The following is a 17,633-nucleotide window of genomic DNA, read 5'->3' on the forward strand; positions in this document are numbered from 1 at the left end:
TGGTTGCGAACGCAACGAGCACATTGCCTACGTCAAATGGGGACTTATCATGAAACAGATTTTGAAGCCGCTGATCCTCGGCTTGGGTCTTCTCACTTCATTCGGGGCGGAAGCGGCGGACCTCGCCGTCAAACCGCCGCCGGTAGCGCCTGCCGCCGCAGTATTCAATTGGACCGGCTTCTATATCGGTGTGAACGGTGGCTATGGATTGGGCCAGCAGGACCCTCTTAATCTGATCTCCAGCCGCTTCGACCGAACCAGCTTCGATCTCAGTGGTGGCTTCGTCGGCGGTACTGCGGGCGCGCAGATTCAGCAGGGTCACGTAGTGCTCGGCGTTGAGAGTGACATCGATTGGGCGAATATCCGCGGGTCGGGTACGGTCATTCCCGCAATCGCTGGCATTCCCGCGCCGATCACTCTTAATCTCGCCACGAAAACAGAGGCCATCATTACCGCACGTGCGCGCTTCGGAATGGCCTTGAACAATTTCCTGCTCTACGGGACCGGCGGTGCGGCATTCCTGCGTGAGACGGCTGACGGGACCAGCATCGCAGGCGTCCCGTGCGGAACCGCCGGCGTCCTGGTGGGCTGCACTGAGGCGCATTGGCGTCCGGGCTTGGCTGCTGGTCTCGGCGCTGAATATGCCTTCACGCCAAACTGGACCCTCAAGGGAGAGTATCTCTACATTGCCGCTGCGGGTACGGGAGCGAGCAAGGATCACCTCAACCTGATGCGGTTCGGAGTGAATTATAAGTTCTAAATGAGACCGTCTATCTGGAGCCGCGCTTTCAGCACGGCTCCAGAGGAAATCGATTCAACCGACCAATTAGCTCATAGGATTGCAGACTGACCCCGCGCTCGAAGTCGAAATGACCAAACGCGGTCAGTACAAGACATCTCGTCGGCACGCTAATCCACACGATCATGGTCCTTCTTGATCATGCCCCTTCTTGACGATCGCTCGCAGATCGTCCGCGTACGCTTCGACAACGGCCAACCGTTGCGGCTCTGGCTCGCCAATCGGCGCCTCCTCTATGAGCCCCTCCCACTCGCACCAATGTGTCGGGAATACATGGACCGGTGAGCCTGTCTGCGAGTTTATCCAACCACGAAGCACTCTCCGACAGGGGAATACGAGCGCGTGTTCACCGGTGCTGTCGATGACCGCTAATCGCAGATCACGATCAAACGGTGCCGTTGTTGCGGATTGCCACATGGCACGCTCCCCTTCTTTGCAGGCGGGAGCGCGATCGGTCTCTCTGCCACTGACGCCTACGGGCAGAGCCTGGCCAGTGATCAAATCAATATATCAGGTTCGCCGCGGAGTTGTAGAAATAGTTTTGCCCGGCGAGTTGTAGACCTTTGTACGCAGGCGATGACAAAAATCTTCAAGCGTCGTTTGCAAGTTTTCGCAGCTTACGAGGAGCCGTTCGGCCTGTTCGCGCTCCGTGGTGCCGAAGGGATGATTATTTCGCTTGTCTCTGACACGGTTCACCTGGTCACGTCCGTCTGCCACTTTTCTCTCGGCAAATTCGAGGTGCTCAAGATCATGCGCGAGCTTATCGAGCTCATCGATCAATAGCTTGGTGATGTTCGCTCGCTGGTCGGCCGTGAGATCGCTGCAATTTAGTAGGCTGATAAAATGATCTATGTTGGCCTTGGAAACAAACCGGTGCATTGGAGTCCCCCTGACCCACGCCCTAATGGTGGCCTATTATGATACCGGACCGGGTATCAGGAAGTATATTTCTTGATCACCTCGGCGTGAAAGGTACGGCAAGGCCGCCGTGCCGCGCGGCTGCCTGTGAAGGCGGACATCAAGTCTGCTTGGGGTCGTGAGCGGCGGTCAGCGCAACCATGGTGCCAAGTCTGCTGTCCCGTAGAAAGCCGATATGGCGGCGGCTCGTCTCTGGTCAGCTTGGGGCACAGTCAAAGTGATGGTTTGGGGCTGTTCGGCGCGCAACTGGACATCGGTCAATTTGATTGGATGGTTCGCGCGGCGGTGAGAAATCGCTATCCCCCGGCTGACTTGGCTTTCTGTGCCTCTTCGATGTGCCGCCGCTGATCGAGAAACGCCTGGCTGGACCGCGTCTTGTACAAATCCAGACTCGCGGTCTCGTCAGCCTGCGGTGTGATCGCCGCATCGACATAGGCGAGCCGGTGCGGATCCGACTTGACCCTGCGCGCCAGCCGGTGGAGGCGCAGAGCGAGCGAAGCCCATTGTACGGCCTTCACGACGGTGTCGGCGGCATAGCGAGGATAGAACGACCAGGCCGGCTCGACCGGCAGATGCGGACGGCGCTCGTCGCGGCTCTTCAGCCGCAGCACACCCCCTTCGAGCGGATGGACGCGCTCGATGGGATGGTAGCCTTTGAAATAGAGCGCGTAGGTGCCGATCTTGCCGACATTATTGCCCATCGCCGCGGCACGCCGCATCAGCGTCTCGATGTGCTCCCAGCTGTAATAGGTGTTCCAGGCGAGCTCGACGGCGCGCTCCCAGCCCGCCTTGGACATGGCGGGGTGGTCCGTCGTGACGTGGTCCAGGTCGTATTTGTTGAGGTCCGCATCCATCGCGACGCCCTTCAGGTAGAGCGTCTTGTGGTCTTCCGAGCCCGGCAGCGGCGTCAGGAAGAAGAACTCCAGCATGTCGATCGGCAGCTCATGCTTGATGATCTCGATGTCGCGGACGATCGATTCCGGTGTGTCGTTGGGAAAGCCAATAATGTAGCCGCCGACGGTCATGATCCTGGCCTTCTTCCAGGCCATCATCATCTCGCGATAGTCGGTGATCTTGTTCTGCCGCTTCTTGGCGCCGAGCAGACTGTCCGGGTTGATGTTTTCGAGGCCGATGAAGCATCGCCGGACGCCGGCCTTGGCGCATTTCTCGATGAAGTTGGGCAGCTTGTGGCAGAGCGTGTCGACCTGGATCGTGAATCGGAGGTCCCAGCCCTCCTTCTCGCGCAGCGCGATGATGCGGTCGAGCAAGATCTCCCAATCCTTGTTGCGTGCAAAATTGTCGTCGGTGAGAAAGAAGGCGAAGACGCCCTGCGCGACGTTGGCGCGGATCACGGCCTCGATGTCGTCGGCGCTGCGGCGTCGCGACTTGCGGCCCTGCACGTTGATGATGGTGCAGAACGAGCATTGGAAGGGGCAGCCGCGCCCCGCGTCGAAGCTCGTGGTGTGGCCGATGACTCGTCCGATCTGCTGGCGGGGAATGATCGGCAGAGGCTGGCTTTCCAGATGTGGCAGATCGTCGATGTAGTTGTAGAGAGGCTGCAATCGCCCGGCGACCGCATCCTGCAACAGCTCCTCGAGCCGTCCCTCGGCTTCGCCTGCGAAGACCGACACACCGAGGTCCATCATCTCCTGAACGCCGGGATCGCGCTGGGGCAACATCGAGAGGGTGCCGGACACATGGAAGCCGCCGATCGCAACGTGGATTCCGAGCTTGCGAAACTGTCTCGCCAGATCGAGCGATCGGGGAAACTGGTTGGACTGGACCCCGACCAGCATCACCATGCCAGCATCCGCGGCCTTGATCGCGCGCGCTAGATCCGCGACACGCACCTTCCAGTTGGTCTCATCGATGGCGTCGATCTCGATGTTGCAATCGGGCCCGAGAACCCCGCGTTCACGACAATCGAGCGCGATGCCGTAAAGACAGGCTAGTGAATTCGAAGGCAGGCCGCCGCGCCACCATCGAATGACGTAGCCATCGTCGTCGTAATGTGACGGCTTGATCAGAACAAGCCGAAAAGTCTTGTCCTTCCTCATGAGCTACGGGTAGCTCGATCTCGGTCAAAGGCCAACTGGTTTCCGTCAGCTCCTCGCAAAAAGACGACGAGTTGTGGCACGAAAACATCCGGTCAGCTAACCGCAGACGGCGCTATAGCGTGTTCGACACAAATGGGGCTGCATGGTCGCAAGCTAGCGCGCAAGACGTCCGCTCCGGGTCACGTGCGATAATGCTCTGATTGATCACAAGATTTCCGCGTGCCCCTAAACCCGCGCCGAGCGCAGATGCGATCCGCTATGCTCCCGATAGCCGCGCAGAAGCCGCCCTCACCAGAGGTCAGACTTGGACCGGAAGGCGACATCATTCGATCACCTCGTCAGCTTGGGCGAGCAAGGTGGGCGGCACGGTAAGGCCGAGGGCGTTCGCAGTCTTGCGATTAATGACAAGCTCGAAAGTGGTTGGTTGCTCGACGGGAAGATCGGCAGGCTTGGCGCCCTTCAAGATTTTGTCCACGTAGGTGGCGGCACGCCGGAACAAGACAACGAAGTTCGCACCGAACGACATTAGGCCTCCATCCTTCGGAAACTCGCGAAGTCCGTACACGGCCGGAAGTCGGTGAGCGGCAGCGAGAGAAATGATGCGGGGTCTATGCACAATGGTCAGAACGTCATCGAAGACGATGAGAGCTTGGGCGTTGCCTCCCGTGGCGGCGGCGAACGCCGCATCAAAATCCTCCGGCCTTCCCACCTCGAGAGGCTGTAGCGCCACGCCCAGAGTACGTGCCGCCGCCTCAGCGGTCCGCCAGAAGATGGCGTGGATGGCAACTGTCGAGTTCTTCATCACCGCTACCCGGACTAAGCCTGGCGCCATCTCCTTCAACAATTGCAGACGTTTTGCGATCATTGCCTCATTGAAATAGCTCAGCCCCGTCACGTTTTCTCCGGGTCGCGCCAAACTTTCCACGAGGCCAAGTCCAACCGGATCGGCCGCAACCATAACAATGGGGATTGTTCGAGTAGCCTTCTTGGCCGCTATCGCAGCAACGCTGTTGCCCGCCACCAGCACATCCGATTTGAGACCGATAAGCTCGGTCACCAACTCGGGGAGCCGCTCGACGCGTCCCTCCGCCCAGCGCACCTCAAGCGCGATAGATCGACCCTCGACGTACCCCAGTTCGGTAAGCCGCTGCCGGAATGCCGCGAAGATATGTCCCATCGTGGCGTCATCGGCGCCGGCAATGTACCCGACCCGCCGAACCCTTGCTGGCTCCTGCGCGTCCACCACGACAGGCCATGCCGTAGCAGCCGTTGCACCGCCTAGGAGTGCCATGAATTCTCGTCGCCGCATGCTCTGCCCCGCTGACAACAAGCAAACCCTAACACAGCTATTGCCGATTGGACGTCTATTGAGGGGAACGTGCGGTAATGCTCTGATCGATCGCAAGATTTTCCGCAGAAGCTGACATACTCGCCTTTTGAGTACACGCCTTAGTGGAATATAAGCGCCTTCGCCCTTCGGCGCATCAGCCCTCGGTCGAGACTAACGCCGACCGCCCCGCAATCTCCTCGCTTCGCCAGCACCGCACCGCGTGCCCATCTGCGCGCGTCTCCAGCGTTGGCCCCGGCTCGCTCCGGCACACCGCTTCCGCGTAGCGGCAGCGCGGGCTGAAGGCGCAGCCGTTCGGCGGGTTTAGCGGATTGGGCAAGTCGCCGCCGGTCGTTGCCAGCGGGGCATGGCGCAAGGGATCGGGGATGGCGGCGATCAGGGCCTGCGTGTAGGGGTGCGCCGGGCGTTCGAAGATCTCGCGCCAGTCGCCGTTCTCGACGATGCGGCCGAGATACATCACGGCGACGCGGTCGCTCATGTGCTCGACGACGCCGAGGTCATGGCTGATCATGATGTAGGACAGGCCGAGCGTGTCCTTTAATTCCAGCAACAGATTGATGATCTGGGCGCGGATCGAGACGTCGAGCGCCGAGACCGGCTCGTCGCAGATGACGATTCTGGGGTTGAGGATCAGCGCCCGGGCGATGCCGATGCGCTGGCGCTGGCCGCCGGAGAATTCATGCGGATAGCGGTCGGCCTGCTCGGGCCGCAGGCCGACATGCCTCAGCATCGTCGCGAGGCGGTCCTCGATCTCGCTTTTCGCGGTCACGCCGTGCACGCGCAAGGGGTCCTCGAGCGTGCGGCGAACGGTCTGGCGCGGATTGAGCGAGGCGTAGGGATCCTGGAACACGATCTGCACGATGCGGGCGAGTGCCTTCCGGTCGCCGGATTGCCGGTTGGTGACGACCTGCCCGTCCAGCACGATGCGGCCGCGCGTCGGCGTCAGCAGGCCCAGAATGGACAATGCGACCGTCGACTTGCCGGAGCCGGACTCGCCGACGAGGCCGAGGCATTCGCCGCGCTTCAGCCTGAGGTCGACGCCGTCGACGGCGCGGAGCAGCCGACGGCCGCGGCCCAGCAGGCCGCCTCCAAGCGGAAAGTGAACGGCGAGATCCTCCACGCTGAGGATCACATCGTCATCCGCTCTCCCCTTTGGCTCATGCATGGTGGTGACACCGGACGAAACCGCCCGCCTCCAGCCCTTCCGTCTGAGGCGCAATGGTTCGGCAAATATCCGTCGCCTGCGCGCAACGCGGATTGAACCGGCAGCCATCGGGGAAGCGCGTGATCGCCGGCACGACGCCCGCGATCTCCTTCAGCCTGCTGCGGCCGAGCGCAGCACGGCTGCCGAGCCGCGGCAGCGAGTCGACGAGGCCCTGCGTATAGGGATGTGAGGGCGCACGGAAGATGTCGGCCGAGCCGCGCTCCTCGACGATGCGGCCGGCATACATGACGGCGACGCGGCGGCAGACATTGGCGACCAGGCCGAGATCGTGACTGATCATCAGGATCGCCGTTCCGCGCTCGGCGCACAGATTGCGCATCAGCTCGATGATCTCCGCCTGCACGGTGACGTCGAGCGCCGTCGTCGGCTCGTCGGCGATCAGCAGGTCCGGACCGCAGGCGAGCGCAATCGCGATCATCACGCGCTGGCGCATCCCGCCCGACAGCTGATGCGGATAGTCCTTCACGCGCCGCTCCGGCGCGGGGACGCGGACGCTCGCGAGCGCCTCGACCGCCAGCTGGTTGGCCTCCCGCCAGCTCTTGCCCTTGTGCAGCACGAACATCTCGGCGATCTGCCGCCCCACCGGCGACACCGGGTTCAGCGCCGTCATCGGCTCCTGGAAGATCATGGCGATGCGATTGCCGCGCAGTTGCCGTTGCCTCGCGGCGGACAGGTGCTGGATCTCCTGGCCCTGGAACCGGATGACGCCGCCGGCGATCGACAAGGGTGGCCGCAGCAGGCCGATGAGGGCGAGCGCCGTGATGCTCTTGCCGCAACCGGACTCGCCGACGAGGCCGAACGTCTCGCCGCGGTCGATGCGGAATGAAATGCCTTCGGCCGCCGCAACGCGCCTCGATCCGTCATCGAGATCAATGCGCAGATCCTCGACCTCGAGCAGCGGGCTGCCTGTCATGTGCGCCGGCTCCGCGATTGCGGATCGAGAATGTCGCGCAGACCATCGCCGAGCAGATTGAGGCCGAGCACGGTGAGGAAGATGGCAAGGCCGGGAAAAATCGAAAGCCACGGCGCCGTCGTGATCTGCTCGCGCGCTTCCGACAGCATGCTGCCCCAGCTCGGAAACGGCGGGCGGACGCCGAGCCCCAGGAACGACAATGCGGCTTCGGAGAGGACCGCGCTGCCCATGCCCAGCGTGCCGATGACGACGATCGGTCCCAGCATGTTCGGTAGCAGCTGCGTGATCATGATGCGCACGTCACCGTAGCCGAGCACGGTGGCCGCCTGCACATAGCCCTGGCTCCGCAGCGACAGTGCCGAGGCCCGCGCGAGGCGGCAGGTGAACGACCAATTGGTCAGCCCGAGCGCGATCAAGAGGCTGGTCAGCCCGGGACCGAGCACGGCCATGATGGCGAGCGCGAAGATCAGCGAGGGGATCGCGAGCATGAGATTGGTCAGGGCGTTGACGACATCGTCCCACCAGCCGCCGAAATAGCCGGCGCTGAGGCCGAGCGCCACGCCGATGACGCTGTTGATGAGCTGGGAGACGATGCCGACCGTCAGCGAGACGCGCGCGCCGTAGAGGACACGGGAATAGATGTCGCGGCCCTGCGCGTCGGTGCCGAACCACCAGGTCCAGCTCGGCGGCTCCTCCGCATTCATGAGGTTGGCGTCCATGACGGGATCGGTGTGCGCCAGCCATGGCGCGAGCAGACCGACCACGATCGCCAGCGCGAACAACGACCCGCCGATGACGAGATTGGCGCGCAGCTTCATGCGTATCTGATCCTGGGATCGATCACGCCGTAGAGCATGTCGATCAACAGATTGATCGCGAGAAAGAACATCACCACGACGAGGATGGAGCCCTGGACGGCGGGAATGTCGCGCTGGAGCACGCTGTCGACCAGCAGCGAGCCGATGCCCGGCCAGGAGAACAGTTTCTCGACCACGACCGCCTGCCCCATCAGTGCGCCGAACTGCAGGCCCATGGTCGTGAGGATGAGGACGAGCGCGTTGCGCATCACGTGCCACTTGACGACCCTGGTCTCGCTCATGCCCTTCGAGCGCGCGGTGCGGACGAAATCCGCGGTCATGATCTCGAGCACCGCGGCGCGCGTCGTCCGCGCCAGCAGCGCCATCGGCGAGACGCCAAGCGTCACGGCGGGCAGGATCAGGTATTTGAGGCTGCCGTCACCGTAGCCGAAACTCGGCAGCCAGCCGAGCTTGAGCGCGAACAGGTACATCAAGAGCAGCCCGAGCCAGAACTTGGCCAATGACAGGCCCGACACCGCCAGCATCATCGAGACGGTGTCGACGAGGCTGCCCGGCCGCAAGGCGGCGACGAAGCCGAGCGGCACGCCGAGCAGAATCGCAAACGCCATGGATGCGAAGATCAGCTGCAGCGTCGGCCAAGCCCGCTTGGCGATCATGGTCGTGACAGGCTCACGGGTCCGGAACGAGGTTCCGAAATCGCCGGTCGCGAGCCCGGCGATGTAGGCGCCGAAACGCATATAGACGGGCTGATCGAGGCCGAGCTGCTTCTTCATGCGCAGCTCGACCTGCGGATCGCTGTCGTCGCTCATGCTCGAGACGATGCTGCCGGGAACGACGCTGAACAGCACGAACACCAGCAGCACCACGGCGAGCACGGTCGGGATGGTCTGCAGGACGCGGCGGATCAGGAACGCGAGCATCTCAACTTTTCCCCGCTCCCTCCCCCGCCGGTCGCGCTGGAGGGAGCGCGCGTGTCACTTCGCGGGCGAGGTCTCGTCGACCCAGAGGTCCTCGACGTTCTGGTGGGTCAGCTCGGTCGCGTTCAGCTGAATTCCCTTCAGCCAGGGCTGCACCGCCATGACCGCCTTGTTGTAGTTGAAGAACCAGACCGGCGCCTCCTCGTAGAGCAGCGCATTGGCCTTCTGCATCAGCTGGATGCGCTTTGTGGGATCGTCGGCCTGTCCGGCTTCATCGAGGATCTTGTCGAAGTCGGGATTTTTGTAGGTCGTGTAGTTACAGGCCGCCTGCGGCGTCGCCGAATGGAAGCATTTGAGCGCGGCCTGAGGATCGGGGCCGCTCGCCTGGGAATAGATGAAGGCCTGATAGTCGCCGGTGCGGACCACCTCGGCCAGCACCGCGGTCTCGACCTGCTTGACCTTGGCCTTGATGCCGACCTTGTCCAGCATCGGAATGACGGCCGAGACGATCGGCAGGCCCCAGCTCTCATTCTGGCTGGTGGTCCATTCGAACTCGAAGCCGGATGCGTAGCCGGCCTCGGTGAGCAATTGCTTGGCCTTGGCGGGATCGAAGGGGTAAGGCTTCATCGCCTTGTCGTAGGCCGGCGAGGTCAGCGGCAGCCAGCTGGTGGCGCGGTAGGCCTTGCCCTTGACCAGCTTGTTGATGATCAAATCGGTATCGATGGCGTAATTGATCGCCTGCCTCACGCGCTTGTCGGAGAACGGCTTGACCGCGGGATTCATGCCCATGTAGCGCGTGAACACCTCGGCGACCTCAACGATGGTGCCCTTGAGGTCGGCGTCGGATTGGTAGGCGACGTACTGCGCAGGTCCCAGCACCGAGGTGTCGATCTCCTTGTTGCGGAAGGCGACGTCGCGCGCCGCGGCCTCGCCCATCACCGACACCACGATCTTGTCGGCATAGGGCTTGCCGGGCTTGTAGAACCGGTCCCAGCGCTCCAGGACGATGCGCGATCCCGGCACGTGCTCCACGAACTTGAACGGACCGAGACCGATCGGCTTCTGGATGAAGCTTTCCTTGGCGGCCTCGTCGGCGGGATAGATCGAGGTCAGCGCGGTGAAGAAGTAGAAGCCGGGATCAACCTTCTCGGTCAGCTTCATCTCGATGGTGAAGTCGTCGATCTTCTTCAGGCCGGAGATCTCCTTGGCCTGGCCCTTCTCCACTGCTGCCGCTCCCTCGATCACGCGGACGTAACGCGCGCCGGGATAGGCCTTGCTGCCGTCCATGATGCGATTGTAGGACCAGATGATGTCGTCGGCGGTCATCTTGCGGCCGCTATGGAAATAGGCGTCGTCGCGCAGCTTGAAGGTGTGAACGAGGCCTCCGCCCGAGACCACGTCCTCCTTGGCGAGCTCCAGCACCGGCTTTCCTTCCGCCGAATTCCAGATGTAGAGCGAACGGTGCAGGGCCTTGGCGTAGATCTCGTCCTGGGCGCGCTGCGTGGTGTGAATGTCGAGGCTGGTGAAGCTCGAGCCGTAGGGCGCCGTCATGCGGATGGTTCCGCCCTTGCGCGGTGTCTGCGCCTCGGCTGTGGCGGCGAGCGCCAGTCCCAAACCGGCAACGATCGCGATGGTCTTGAACATCATGTGTCCCCCCGACGCAGGCGTATTCCGATGAGCGATTTGATCATTCGTCGCCTGCCGAAAGCAAGCTTCGTTTTGACGGCAAATGATGCCGGTTCCTGAGGCAGTCTTTCGGCGGGGCATTGACGCGGTGCGTCATCGACGACCAGGATCGATGAACATTTTTCGTGATCAACGCGACCAAGCTCAGGATCATAATCTGAGCCCCAAGGGATCCGGAAAAAATGAATCGCCGAACGCTAGCTGCCCTGCTCGCGGCCGGTCTGGTCGCCGCGACGGCCGTGCTGGCGCGCCCGGTCGCGGCCGGCCTCGGTAGAGAGAGCGCGACAGACGCTATCCAGTTCGGCTGGAGTCGCACCTCCGGCGCGAACGACAATGTCGACCAGACCTGGTGGGCGGTCCGGAGCCATGACACTCTGGACAATTTCGTCGAACGACTGCTCAGCATTCCCGTCGGGATGATGGCGCGCGGTGCGGGAGCGCGTTTCGAAGCCAAGCTCTCCGAGCATACCGGCCTGCCGCTGCCCGAAGGCTGGGCCCTCGCGACGGCGAAAGATTCGCCGCAGATCCGGTCGATTTACGCCGAGACGCCGCGCGATCTCGGTTCTGTGCTCGGCTTCTATCGCGACGCACTCGGCAAGCGTGGCGGGACGGAGAAAGACGGTGCGGTGGCAGAGCCGGACCGAGCCGAGATCACGTTCCTGACGAGAGAGGGACCGCTCCTGCTCCGGCTCTCACGTCAGGACGACAGGACAATTGCCGAGCTGTCGGGGCGCAAATTCGCTCCGGCGACCATCGGCCTGCTGCCGAAGCCGGGGCAAGTGAGGCTGATGCTCGGCAACAAGACAGATGAAGGGGCGGTGATCACCGTCGCCGACCAGGCCGTCAATCTGGCGGCGCACGCCGGCGAAGAACTGGCGAACTCCGACGGTGCCGCAGGCGAATTGCCGGACAGCCAGAAGCTCGATCTGCCGCCCGGCAGGTACAAGGTCACCCTCAAGGTGGACGGCGGAGCGGCAGCGAGCCGGGAGTTCGAGGTCGCGGCCAACGAGACCTGGGGTTTGCTGGCCGGCGCGGACGGCGTCCTGCTGCCGATGCGGCTTTACTAACGTTCCGGGGACGATCTCTCATCTCGCAATCACGGAGCGTGGGCGGGCATGAGGCTGGTTCAGCCCGACAATTCCGGCATCCAGTCCCGCAGTTTTCGCGCGGCATTCGTCACATCCGCGATGGTCCGGAACGACGCCGTCTCCACCATCATCGCCCTCGCCAGCCGCACGGCACGGGCTTCGCTGACCGCCCGCGTGCGCGGGTCCTCGATCAGCTCGAAATCGATGTTGTGGGCGAGGCCGAAGATGCGGCGGATGATTTTTGCGGCTGCGAAGCCGACAGTGTCGGCGAACAGGCGTTGCATGTGGCTTTGTCGCTCGGCTTCCAACCGCGCGGCACCCTGTTCGCCGGCGAAAAGCGAGACCGGATAGGCATCGCCGGTGCCTCCCGCCCGCCAGAGATCGAGGAACTTTCGGGCAAACTCGGTCCAGACCTGCTCGACCGTCGCCAGCACCCAGGCCTCGAATGCCGCCCGTTCGCCCGGCGCGCGCTCGTGGCCGGCGGAGGCGAAATAGGCCATCAGGAGATTGGCCAGCACGGCACCGACGTCGAATCCCACCGGACCGTAGAATGCGAATTCCGGGTCGATCACCCGGGTCTGGCTATCCGTGACCATGATCGAGCCGGTGTGGAGGTCGCCATGGATCAGCGCTTCGGGATTGGCCATGAATTTCAGCTTTAGCCTGGAGACCGCGACGTGCAGCTCCAGATCCTCGCGCAAGCTCGCGGCGAGGCCGTCGAGATAGGGCGCGGTCCAGCGGTTCTGCTCGGCGATGCGGTAGGGATCGGTGAAGATCAGGTCCTCGGTGATCTTGCAGAGCGCGTGGTTGCCGGCAAAGGCCGCGATGGCCTCCTTCTTCTCGGCCGCTGACAGCGCGAGGTCTGAGGTGAAGAACAGCGTCCGCGCCATGAAGGTCGTGATGTCCTCCACGAAGCGCGGATAGCGCGTTGCCGCGACCAGACCCCTGCGCATGATGATGTGGGGCTCGAGCAGCTCCATCACGGTCAGCGCCAGGACCTCGTTGTGATGCAGCACGGCCGGCACGAGGCCGGGCGCGAGCTGGGCCTGCTTCGACAGCGCCAGATATTCGTAATGGGCGCGCGACAACGGCAAGGGCCAGCTCTCGCCGACGAGGCGGACGTAAGGCAGCGCCTGCTTCACGGCGATCCCGCCGCTTGCGCCCTTGACGATGAAGACGAGATTGAGATTGCCGTCGCCGACCTCGGTGATCGCCCAGGACGCCGGCTCGCCGCCAAGGAGCGCGGCGATATCGGGCAGGCCTGCGAGATAGTCCCGCAAGTCCGCCTCGTGCAAAATCCGATAGTCCCCTGCCCGGTCCCCGGTCATTGCGATCCCATCCCATGTCTGGGCCGGATCGCTACTCCCGATGCTGGCAAGCTCGAGCCGATCCGGCCATTCTTTTCATCGGATCGTAGCCACAATGTACGTTGTCTGCCACCCGGTGCTTTGGTGGCGGCCAAGCTGGGACGCTTGGTCGCGAGCTCCGATTGGTCGATTGAGGAACCCAAGCAAGCTGAGACGGTTTTGGGTTTCTGACCTTCTAAAAGGAGCGAGCGATGAGCCGCGGAATGCCTTCCATGACTGCCCTGCTGGCGATGCTGGCCATCGCCGGATATCAGAACCGCGACAAGCTGGCGGAGCTGCTGAAAGGCGCCGGCGCCGGCTCGTCCACGGGCGGCCAGCAGCCGCTCGGAGGCATGCTCGGCAATCTCGGCGGCATGCTCGGCGCTGGCGGAATCGGGGGCCTGCTCAATGGCGGGATTGGCGAGCTCCTGGAGAGGTTCAACCAGAATGGGCAGGGCGAGATCGCCGATTCATGGGTGAAGCCAGGCCCCAACAAGGAGATCTCCCCGCCGGAGCTGAAGCAGGCCATCGGCAGCGACGTCCTGGAGAAGCTCGCGCAGCAAACCGGGCTTTCCCAGGAGGAGATCGTCTCACGGCTAACCCGCGAGCTTCCTTCCGCAATCGACAAATACACGCCGGATGGACGCCTGCCCGACGCATAGAAGCAGCGGCTCAACTCGAAAAGGTGTACTCATGAGCATTCTCTGGACCATCATCATTGGCTTTCTCGCCGGCGTGATCGCCAAGTTCATCATGCCGGGCGACAATGAACCGTCCGGGTTCATCCTGACGACCATCCTCGGCATCGTCGGCGCCTTCGTCGCTTCGTATCTCGGGCAAGCGCTGGGCTGGTATCGCCCTGGCGAGGGTGCGGGCCTGATCGGTGCCGTGGTCGGCGCGATCATCGTGCTGTTCGTTTACGGTCTCTTCGCCGGCCGGCAGCGCCGCGCGATCTAGCTAGAAAGTCTCCCGCTCCAGGAAGCTGGAGCCGATGTCGGCCTTTCTCTTGATCGGATCGTAGTCGCAATAGACGCTGTCCGCGACCAGCGTGTAGCTGGCGCTGACCGTGTATTTGTCGGTCTTGACCGAGTTCAGGCCGATCACCGAGGTGCTCTTGCCGCCGTTCCATTTGAACGGCGTCGAGCTCTTGGCCTGTTCGCAGGCCAGCACGGCCTCGTTGAAGACATAGCCCTCGACGAACGCCTTCAGGGTGCGCACCTGCGCCGCCATTCGCCATTCGAAATAGCCGATGGCACCGAGCCCTGCGACGATCAGCACCAGAAGCGCAATGACGATACGCTGAAATGTCATTTTTGACCCCATAGCAACGCCAATCAAAACTTAAAACGGCATTCCCATCATCTTCGACAGGCGCTCGATCGAGAGATAGCCGGCATGATAGGCCGCAAGGCCAATGCCGAACACGATTGCCGAGATGATCGTGGTCCAGATCAGCTTGTGCCCCATGCGGGTGAGGATGGGAGCACCGGGATCGGTGCCGGGCGCGCCAACACCGTCCTCGTGCTGGCTGCGCACGCCGAACGGCAGCGTCACGAACAGCATGACCCACCAGAGCACGAAATAGATCGCGAGCCAGGTTGAAATCTGGATGGCCATGGCGCGGCCTTATGCCTGCTCGATCTCGACGAGGGCGCCGGAAAAATCCTTGGGGTGCAGGAACAGCACCGGCTTGCCGTGGGCGCCGATCTTCGGCACGCCGTCGCCGAGCACCCTGGCGCCCTCCTTCACCAGCGTGTCGCGCGAGGCGATGATGTCGACGACCTCGTAGCAGACGTGATGGATGCCGCCGTCGGGATTGCGTTCGATGAACTTCGCGATCGGCGAGGCCTCGCCGAGCGGCTCGATGAACTCGATCTTGGTGTTGGGCAGGGTCGCGAACACGGTGGTGACGCCGTGCTCGGGCAGCGGCACGGCCTCGGAAATCTGGGCGCCGAAGGCCGCACCGTAGATCTTCGCGGCCTTGACGGCGTCCTTGGTCGCGATCGCGACATGGTTGAGCCGGCCCAACATGTTCCCCTCCCTATACCGTCAGTACATGTACCAGACAGGGGGGCTTTTTGCCCCAATGTTCGTTGATCACGGCCCGGACAGCGCGTCGCACCGACTCGGCCAAGGCGTCCGGATCGCGCCGCCGCGCCCTCGGCAGGCCTTCGATGGTCGACATCACGGCATCGAAGACGATGTCGTCGAAGGTCTCGCCGGCCCTGTTCTTGTCGGGGATGCCGACCAGATCGACCTCGGGTTCGTCGACCAGCTCCCCCTGGGCGGTCATGGCGATGGCGACGAAGGCGCAGCCGGAGAACGCCATGCGCCGCCGCTCGATCACGGCACGGGACTTCGAGTCTTCCAGGATCGTGCCGTCCTTGTAGAGACGCCCCGATGGCACCTCGCCGACGATGCCGGGATCGCCGGGGCCGAGCTTGACGAGGTCGCCGTTGCGGCAGACCAGCACGCGCGGCACGCCGGCGGCGCGGGCGAGCTTGGCGTGCTCGTGCAGGTGCAGCGCCTCTCCGTGGACCGGAATCAGGAGCTGCGGCTTCACCCAGGAGATCATATCGCGCAGCTCGTCGCGGCGGGGATGGCCGGAGACGTGGACCAGCGCATCGCGGTCGGTGATGACCTCGACGCCCTGCAGCACCAGATTGTTGATGATCGAGCCGACCGCCTTCTCGTTGCCGGGAATAGTGCGCGAGGAGAAGATGACGCTATCGCCGCGGTTCAGCGTGATTTCAGGATGGTCGTCATTGGCGATGCGGGCCAGCGCGGCGCGCGGCTCGCCCTGGCTTCCGGTGCACAGCGCCAGCACCTTGTCCTGCGGCAGGTGGCCATAGACCTCGGGCGAGCGGAAATTCTGCACGCCCTCGAGATAGCCGGTCTCGCGCGCGACCTGCACCACGCGCTCCATGGCGCGGCCGACCACGACGACCTCGCGGTCCGCGGCCCTCGCGGCGTCAGCCACCGCTTTGACGCGAGCAACGTTGGAGGCGAACGTCGTCACCGCGACGCGGCCCTTGGCGGATTTGACGAGGTCGATGATGGTTCGGGCGACCTCGGCCTCCGAGGGCGAACGGCCGTCGCGAACGGCATTGGTGGAATCGCCGATCAAGGCGAGCACGCCCTCTTCGCCCAATTCGCGCAGCCGCTTCTCGTCGGTCGCGGCTCCAAGCGTCGGGGTCGGGTCGATCTTCCAGTCGCCGGTGTGCAGCACGATGCCGGCGTCGGTGTGGATCGCCAGCGCATGCGCTTCCGGAATCGAATGCGCGACCGGAATGAACTCGACGTTGAACGGACCGATATCGACACGGCCGCCTGAGGGCACCACGGTGACCGGAATCTCGGGCGCGTTGCGCTCGGCGGCGCATTTGGCCTCGAACAGCGCGGCGCTGAACCTGGTGGCGTAGATCGGGCATTTCAGCTTCGGCCAGAGGTCGATGATGGCGCCGAAATGATCCTCATGGGCGTGGGTCAGCACCAGGCCCATCAGGTTCTTGCGCTCCTTCTCCAGGAAGGAGATGTCGGGCATGATCAGGTCGATGCCGGGCAGATGCTCCTCATCGCCGAAGGAGACGCCGAGATCGACCGCAAGCCAGGCGCGCTGGTGACGGTTGCCGAGGCCGTAGATCGACAGGTTCATGCCGATCTCGCCGACGCCGCCGAGCGGCGCAAACACCAATTCGTCCGGCCTTGCCATCACGCTGCTCCCACCGAGGCGACGGGGCCGAAGAACACCTCGCCGGCCGCAACCGGCACGAGGCGGCCCTCCGCGGTGCGGACGATCAGGCAGCCGGTGTCGTCGATCGTGTCAAAAACACCTTCCAGCGTCATGGTTCCCGTGTGGATGGCAACCTTTTCGCCGAGGCCGGCGGCGCGCTCCAGCCAGAGCCTGCGGATCTCGGCAAAGCCGCGGCCATTGTCCCAGATGCCGCGGAACTCGACCCAGGCATCCGACAGCGCCATGAATAGCTCCTCGGCGCTGATCTGGACGCCGAGGGCGGCCAGCGACACCGCGGGCGTCGGGGTGCCCTCGGGCGCGGCGACCACATTGGTCCCGATGCCGACCACGACGGCAAGGCCGCCACCGACGGCCTCGGCCTCAAGGCCAATGCCGACCAGCTTCTTGCCGCTGGCGAGCACGTCATTCGGCCATTTCAGCGCGTAGCGGGGCCGGCCTTCGCCGAGACGGAGCGCGGCCTCGAGGCTCACCTTCTCCAGCGCCGCCTCCTCGGCCAGCCCTGCGGCAAAGCCGAGCGTGGCGGCGACGGCGGGGGCGACGTCCATGACTTCGAGGATGCTGGCGGCGAGATTGCCGCGCGGCGCGATCCAGGCGCGCTGGCGCCGGCCGCGGCCGGCGGTCTGCTCGGACGTGACGAACCACATCGGGCCGCGCTCGCCGGCCCTGGCGTGTTCGATCGCCTCGGTATTGGTCGAGCCGGTCCGTTCGAACGCCGCGAGCCTGTAGCCCGCAGCCGATGCGCGAGGACCGAGCGCGAAGGCCAT

Annotated in this window: 18 protein-coding genes; 4 read left to right on the forward strand and 14 right to left on the reverse strand. The window is 63.7% G+C overall.

Annotation, left to right across the window (positions count from 1 at the left end; genetic code table 11):
- Window positions 1–49 precede the first annotated feature (49 nt).
- Window positions 50–760: an outer membrane beta-barrel protein gene (locus tag I6F17_RS18370; RefSeq protein WP_225124071.1), complete on the forward strand. Its 711-nt coding sequence runs from the start codon at window positions 50–52 to the stop codon at window positions 758–760.
- 549 nt (window positions 761–1,309) lie between these two features.
- Here the strand turns inward: I6F17_RS18370 and I6F17_RS18375 are convergent.
- From I6F17_RS18375 to I6F17_RS18410, 8 genes are all read right to left on the reverse strand, one after another.
- A complete protein-coding gene (locus tag I6F17_RS18375; RefSeq protein WP_081493744.1) occupies window positions 1,310–1,678 on the reverse strand; it encodes a hypothetical protein in 369 nt (122 codons plus the stop codon).
- Window positions 1,679–2,013: 335 nt separating this feature from the next.
- Window positions 2,014–3,774 (reverse strand): radical SAM protein, encoded by a 1,761-nt coding sequence (locus I6F17_RS18380; protein WP_225124070.1) that lies wholly within the window; start codon window positions 3,772–3,774, stop codon window positions 2,014–2,016.
- A gap of 322 nt (window positions 3,775–4,096) precedes the next feature.
- Window positions 4,097–5,020, reverse strand: a complete 924-nt coding sequence (locus tag I6F17_RS18385; RefSeq protein WP_225124069.1) for an ABC transporter substrate-binding protein — start codon at window positions 5,018–5,020, stop codon at window positions 4,097–4,099.
- Between the two features lie 238 nt (window positions 5,021–5,258).
- Window positions 5,259–6,287, reverse strand: coding sequence for an oligopeptide/dipeptide ABC transporter ATP-binding protein (locus I6F17_RS18390; protein ID WP_225124068.1), 1,029 nt, complete (start codon window positions 6,285–6,287; stop codon window positions 5,259–5,261).
- Window positions 6,280–7,260 carry an ABC transporter ATP-binding protein gene (locus tag I6F17_RS18395; RefSeq protein ID WP_225124067.1) on the reverse strand — a complete coding sequence of 327 codons (981 nt, stop codon included), beginning with the start codon at window positions 7,258–7,260 and terminating at the stop codon, window positions 6,280–6,282. Before I6F17_RS18395 ends, I6F17_RS18390 begins: the two co-directional genes overlap by 8 nt.
- The gene (locus tag I6F17_RS18400; protein ID WP_036038984.1) at window positions 7,257–8,078 is read right to left on the reverse strand and encodes an ABC transporter permease; all 822 of its coding nucleotides are present in this window, start codon (window positions 8,076–8,078) and stop codon (window positions 7,257–7,259) included. The genes I6F17_RS18395 and I6F17_RS18400 overlap by 4 nt, the downstream gene beginning before the upstream one ends.
- Window positions 8,075–8,998, reverse strand: a complete 924-nt coding sequence (locus I6F17_RS18405; RefSeq protein ID WP_036038986.1) for an ABC transporter permease — start codon at window positions 8,996–8,998, stop codon at window positions 8,075–8,077. Before I6F17_RS18405 ends, I6F17_RS18400 begins: the two co-directional genes overlap by 4 nt.
- A 54-nt stretch (window positions 8,999–9,052) precedes the next feature.
- Window positions 9,053–10,639 (reverse strand): ABC transporter substrate-binding protein, encoded by a 1,587-nt coding sequence (locus I6F17_RS18410; RefSeq protein ID WP_036010252.1) that lies wholly within the window; start codon window positions 10,637–10,639, stop codon window positions 9,053–9,055.
- A gap of 224 nt (window positions 10,640–10,863) precedes the next feature.
- Between I6F17_RS18410 and I6F17_RS18415 the strand changes: the two genes are divergently transcribed.
- Window positions 10,864–11,748: a hypothetical protein gene (locus I6F17_RS18415; RefSeq protein ID WP_225124066.1), complete on the forward strand. Its 885-nt coding sequence runs from the start codon at window positions 10,864–10,866 to the stop codon at window positions 11,746–11,748.
- A 59-nt stretch (window positions 11,749–11,807) separates the two neighbouring features.
- Here the strand turns inward: I6F17_RS18415 and mtnK are convergent, their stop codons facing one another.
- Window positions 11,808–13,097, reverse strand: a complete 1,290-nt coding sequence (gene mtnK, locus I6F17_RS18420) for an S-methyl-5-thioribose kinase (protein ID WP_225124065.1) — start codon at window positions 13,095–13,097, stop codon at window positions 11,808–11,810.
- A 230-nt stretch (window positions 13,098–13,327) separates the two neighbouring features.
- On the opposite strand from mtnK, the gene I6F17_RS18425 reads away from it, so the two are divergent.
- Both I6F17_RS18425 and I6F17_RS18430 read left to right on the forward strand, forming a co-directional pair.
- Complete coding sequence (locus tag I6F17_RS18425) at window positions 13,328–13,777, forward strand: YidB family protein (RefSeq protein WP_036025325.1); 450 nt, start codon at window positions 13,328–13,330, stop codon at window positions 13,775–13,777.
- Window positions 13,778–13,808: 31 nt separating this feature from the next.
- Window positions 13,809–14,072 (forward strand): GlsB/YeaQ/YmgE family stress response membrane protein, encoded by a 264-nt coding sequence (locus I6F17_RS18430; RefSeq protein WP_024341246.1) that lies wholly within the window; start codon window positions 13,809–13,811, stop codon window positions 14,070–14,072.
- Here I6F17_RS18430 and I6F17_RS18435 read toward each other — a convergent pair whose 3' ends face one another.
- Genes I6F17_RS18435 through I6F17_RS18455 form a run of 5 tightly spaced genes read right to left on the reverse strand, consistent with a single transcriptional unit; the run spans window position 14,073 to window position 17,633 of the window.
- Window positions 14,073–14,426: a hypothetical protein gene (locus I6F17_RS18435; RefSeq protein WP_036010150.1), complete on the reverse strand. Its 354-nt coding sequence runs from the start codon at window positions 14,424–14,426 to the stop codon at window positions 14,073–14,075.
- A 30-nt stretch (window positions 14,427–14,456) separates the two neighbouring features.
- Complete coding sequence (locus tag I6F17_RS18440; RefSeq protein ID WP_025036606.1) at window positions 14,457–14,732, reverse strand: DUF1467 family protein; 276 nt, start codon at window positions 14,730–14,732, stop codon at window positions 14,457–14,459.
- 9 nt (window positions 14,733–14,741) lie between these two features.
- Window positions 14,742–15,146 (reverse strand): methylmalonyl-CoA epimerase, encoded by a 405-nt coding sequence (gene mce, locus I6F17_RS18445; RefSeq protein WP_036010154.1) that lies wholly within the window; start codon window positions 15,144–15,146, stop codon window positions 14,742–14,744.
- A 10-nt stretch (window positions 15,147–15,156) separates the two neighbouring features.
- Window positions 15,157–16,827 carry a ribonuclease J gene (locus I6F17_RS18450; RefSeq protein WP_036039008.1) on the reverse strand — a complete coding sequence of 557 codons (1,671 nt, stop codon included), beginning with the start codon at window positions 16,825–16,827 and terminating at the stop codon, window positions 15,157–15,159.
- Window positions 16,827–17,633 (reverse strand): biotin--[acetyl-CoA-carboxylase] ligase, encoded by an 807-nt coding sequence (locus I6F17_RS18455; protein ID WP_057029436.1) that lies wholly within the window; start codon window positions 17,631–17,633, stop codon window positions 16,827–16,829. Before I6F17_RS18455 ends, I6F17_RS18450 begins: the two co-directional genes overlap by 1 nt.

It is taken from the genome of Bradyrhizobium sp. NBAIM18 (assembly GCF_020193825.1).
Taxonomy (GTDB): domain Bacteria; phylum Pseudomonadota; class Alphaproteobacteria; order Rhizobiales; family Xanthobacteraceae; genus Bradyrhizobium; species Bradyrhizobium yuanmingense.

Coding starts and splice junctions, on each gene's coding strand:
- I6F17_RS18370 (WP_225124071.1), top strand. CDS start 50: ATGAAACAGATTTTGAAGCCGCTGATCCTCGGCTTGGGTCTTCTCACT.
- I6F17_RS18375 (WP_081493744.1), bottom strand. CDS start 1,678: ATGCACCGGTTTGTTTCCAAGGCCAACATAGATCATTTTATCAGCCTA.
- I6F17_RS18380 (WP_225124070.1), bottom strand. CDS start 3,774: ATGAGGAAGGACAAGACTTTTCGGCTTGTTCTGATCAAGCCGTCACAT.
- I6F17_RS18390 (WP_225124068.1), bottom strand. CDS start 6,287: ATGCATGAGCCAAAGGGGAGAGCGGATGACGATGTGATCCTCAGCGTG.
- I6F17_RS18395 (WP_225124067.1), bottom strand. CDS start 7,260: ATGACAGGCAGCCCGCTGCTCGAGGTCGAGGATCTGCGCATTGATCTC.
- I6F17_RS18400 (WP_036038984.1), bottom strand. CDS start 8,078: ATGAAGCTGCGCGCCAATCTCGTCATCGGCGGGTCGTTGTTCGCGCTG.
- I6F17_RS18405 (WP_036038986.1), bottom strand. CDS start 8,998: ATGCTCGCGTTCCTGATCCGCCGCGTCCTGCAGACCATCCCGACCGTG.
- I6F17_RS18410 (WP_036010252.1), bottom strand. CDS start 10,639: ATGTTCAAGACCATCGCGATCGTTGCCGGTTTGGGACTGGCGCTCGCC.
- I6F17_RS18415 (WP_225124066.1), top strand. CDS start 10,864: ATGAATCGCCGAACGCTAGCTGCCCTGCTCGCGGCCGGTCTGGTCGCC.
- mtnK (WP_225124065.1), bottom strand. CDS start 13,097: ATGACCGGGGACCGGGCAGGGGACTATCGGATTTTGCACGAGGCGGAC.
- I6F17_RS18425 (WP_036025325.1), top strand. CDS start 13,328: ATGAGCCGCGGAATGCCTTCCATGACTGCCCTGCTGGCGATGCTGGCC.
- I6F17_RS18430 (WP_024341246.1), top strand. CDS start 13,809: ATGAGCATTCTCTGGACCATCATCATTGGCTTTCTCGCCGGCGTGATC.
- I6F17_RS18435 (WP_036010150.1), bottom strand. CDS start 14,426: ATGACATTTCAGCGTATCGTCATTGCGCTTCTGGTGCTGATCGTCGCA.
- I6F17_RS18440 (WP_025036606.1), bottom strand. CDS start 14,732: ATGGCCATCCAGATTTCAACCTGGCTCGCGATCTATTTCGTGCTCTGG.
- mce (WP_036010154.1), bottom strand. CDS start 15,146: ATGTTGGGCCGGCTCAACCATGTCGCGATCGCGACCAAGGACGCCGTC.
- I6F17_RS18450 (WP_036039008.1), bottom strand. CDS start 16,827: ATGGCAAGGCCGGACGAATTGGTGTTTGCGCCGCTCGGCGGCGTCGGC.
- I6F17_RS18455 (WP_057029436.1), bottom strand. CDS start 17,633: ATGGCCTTCGCGCTCGGTCCTCGCGCATCGGCTGCGGGCTACAGGCTC.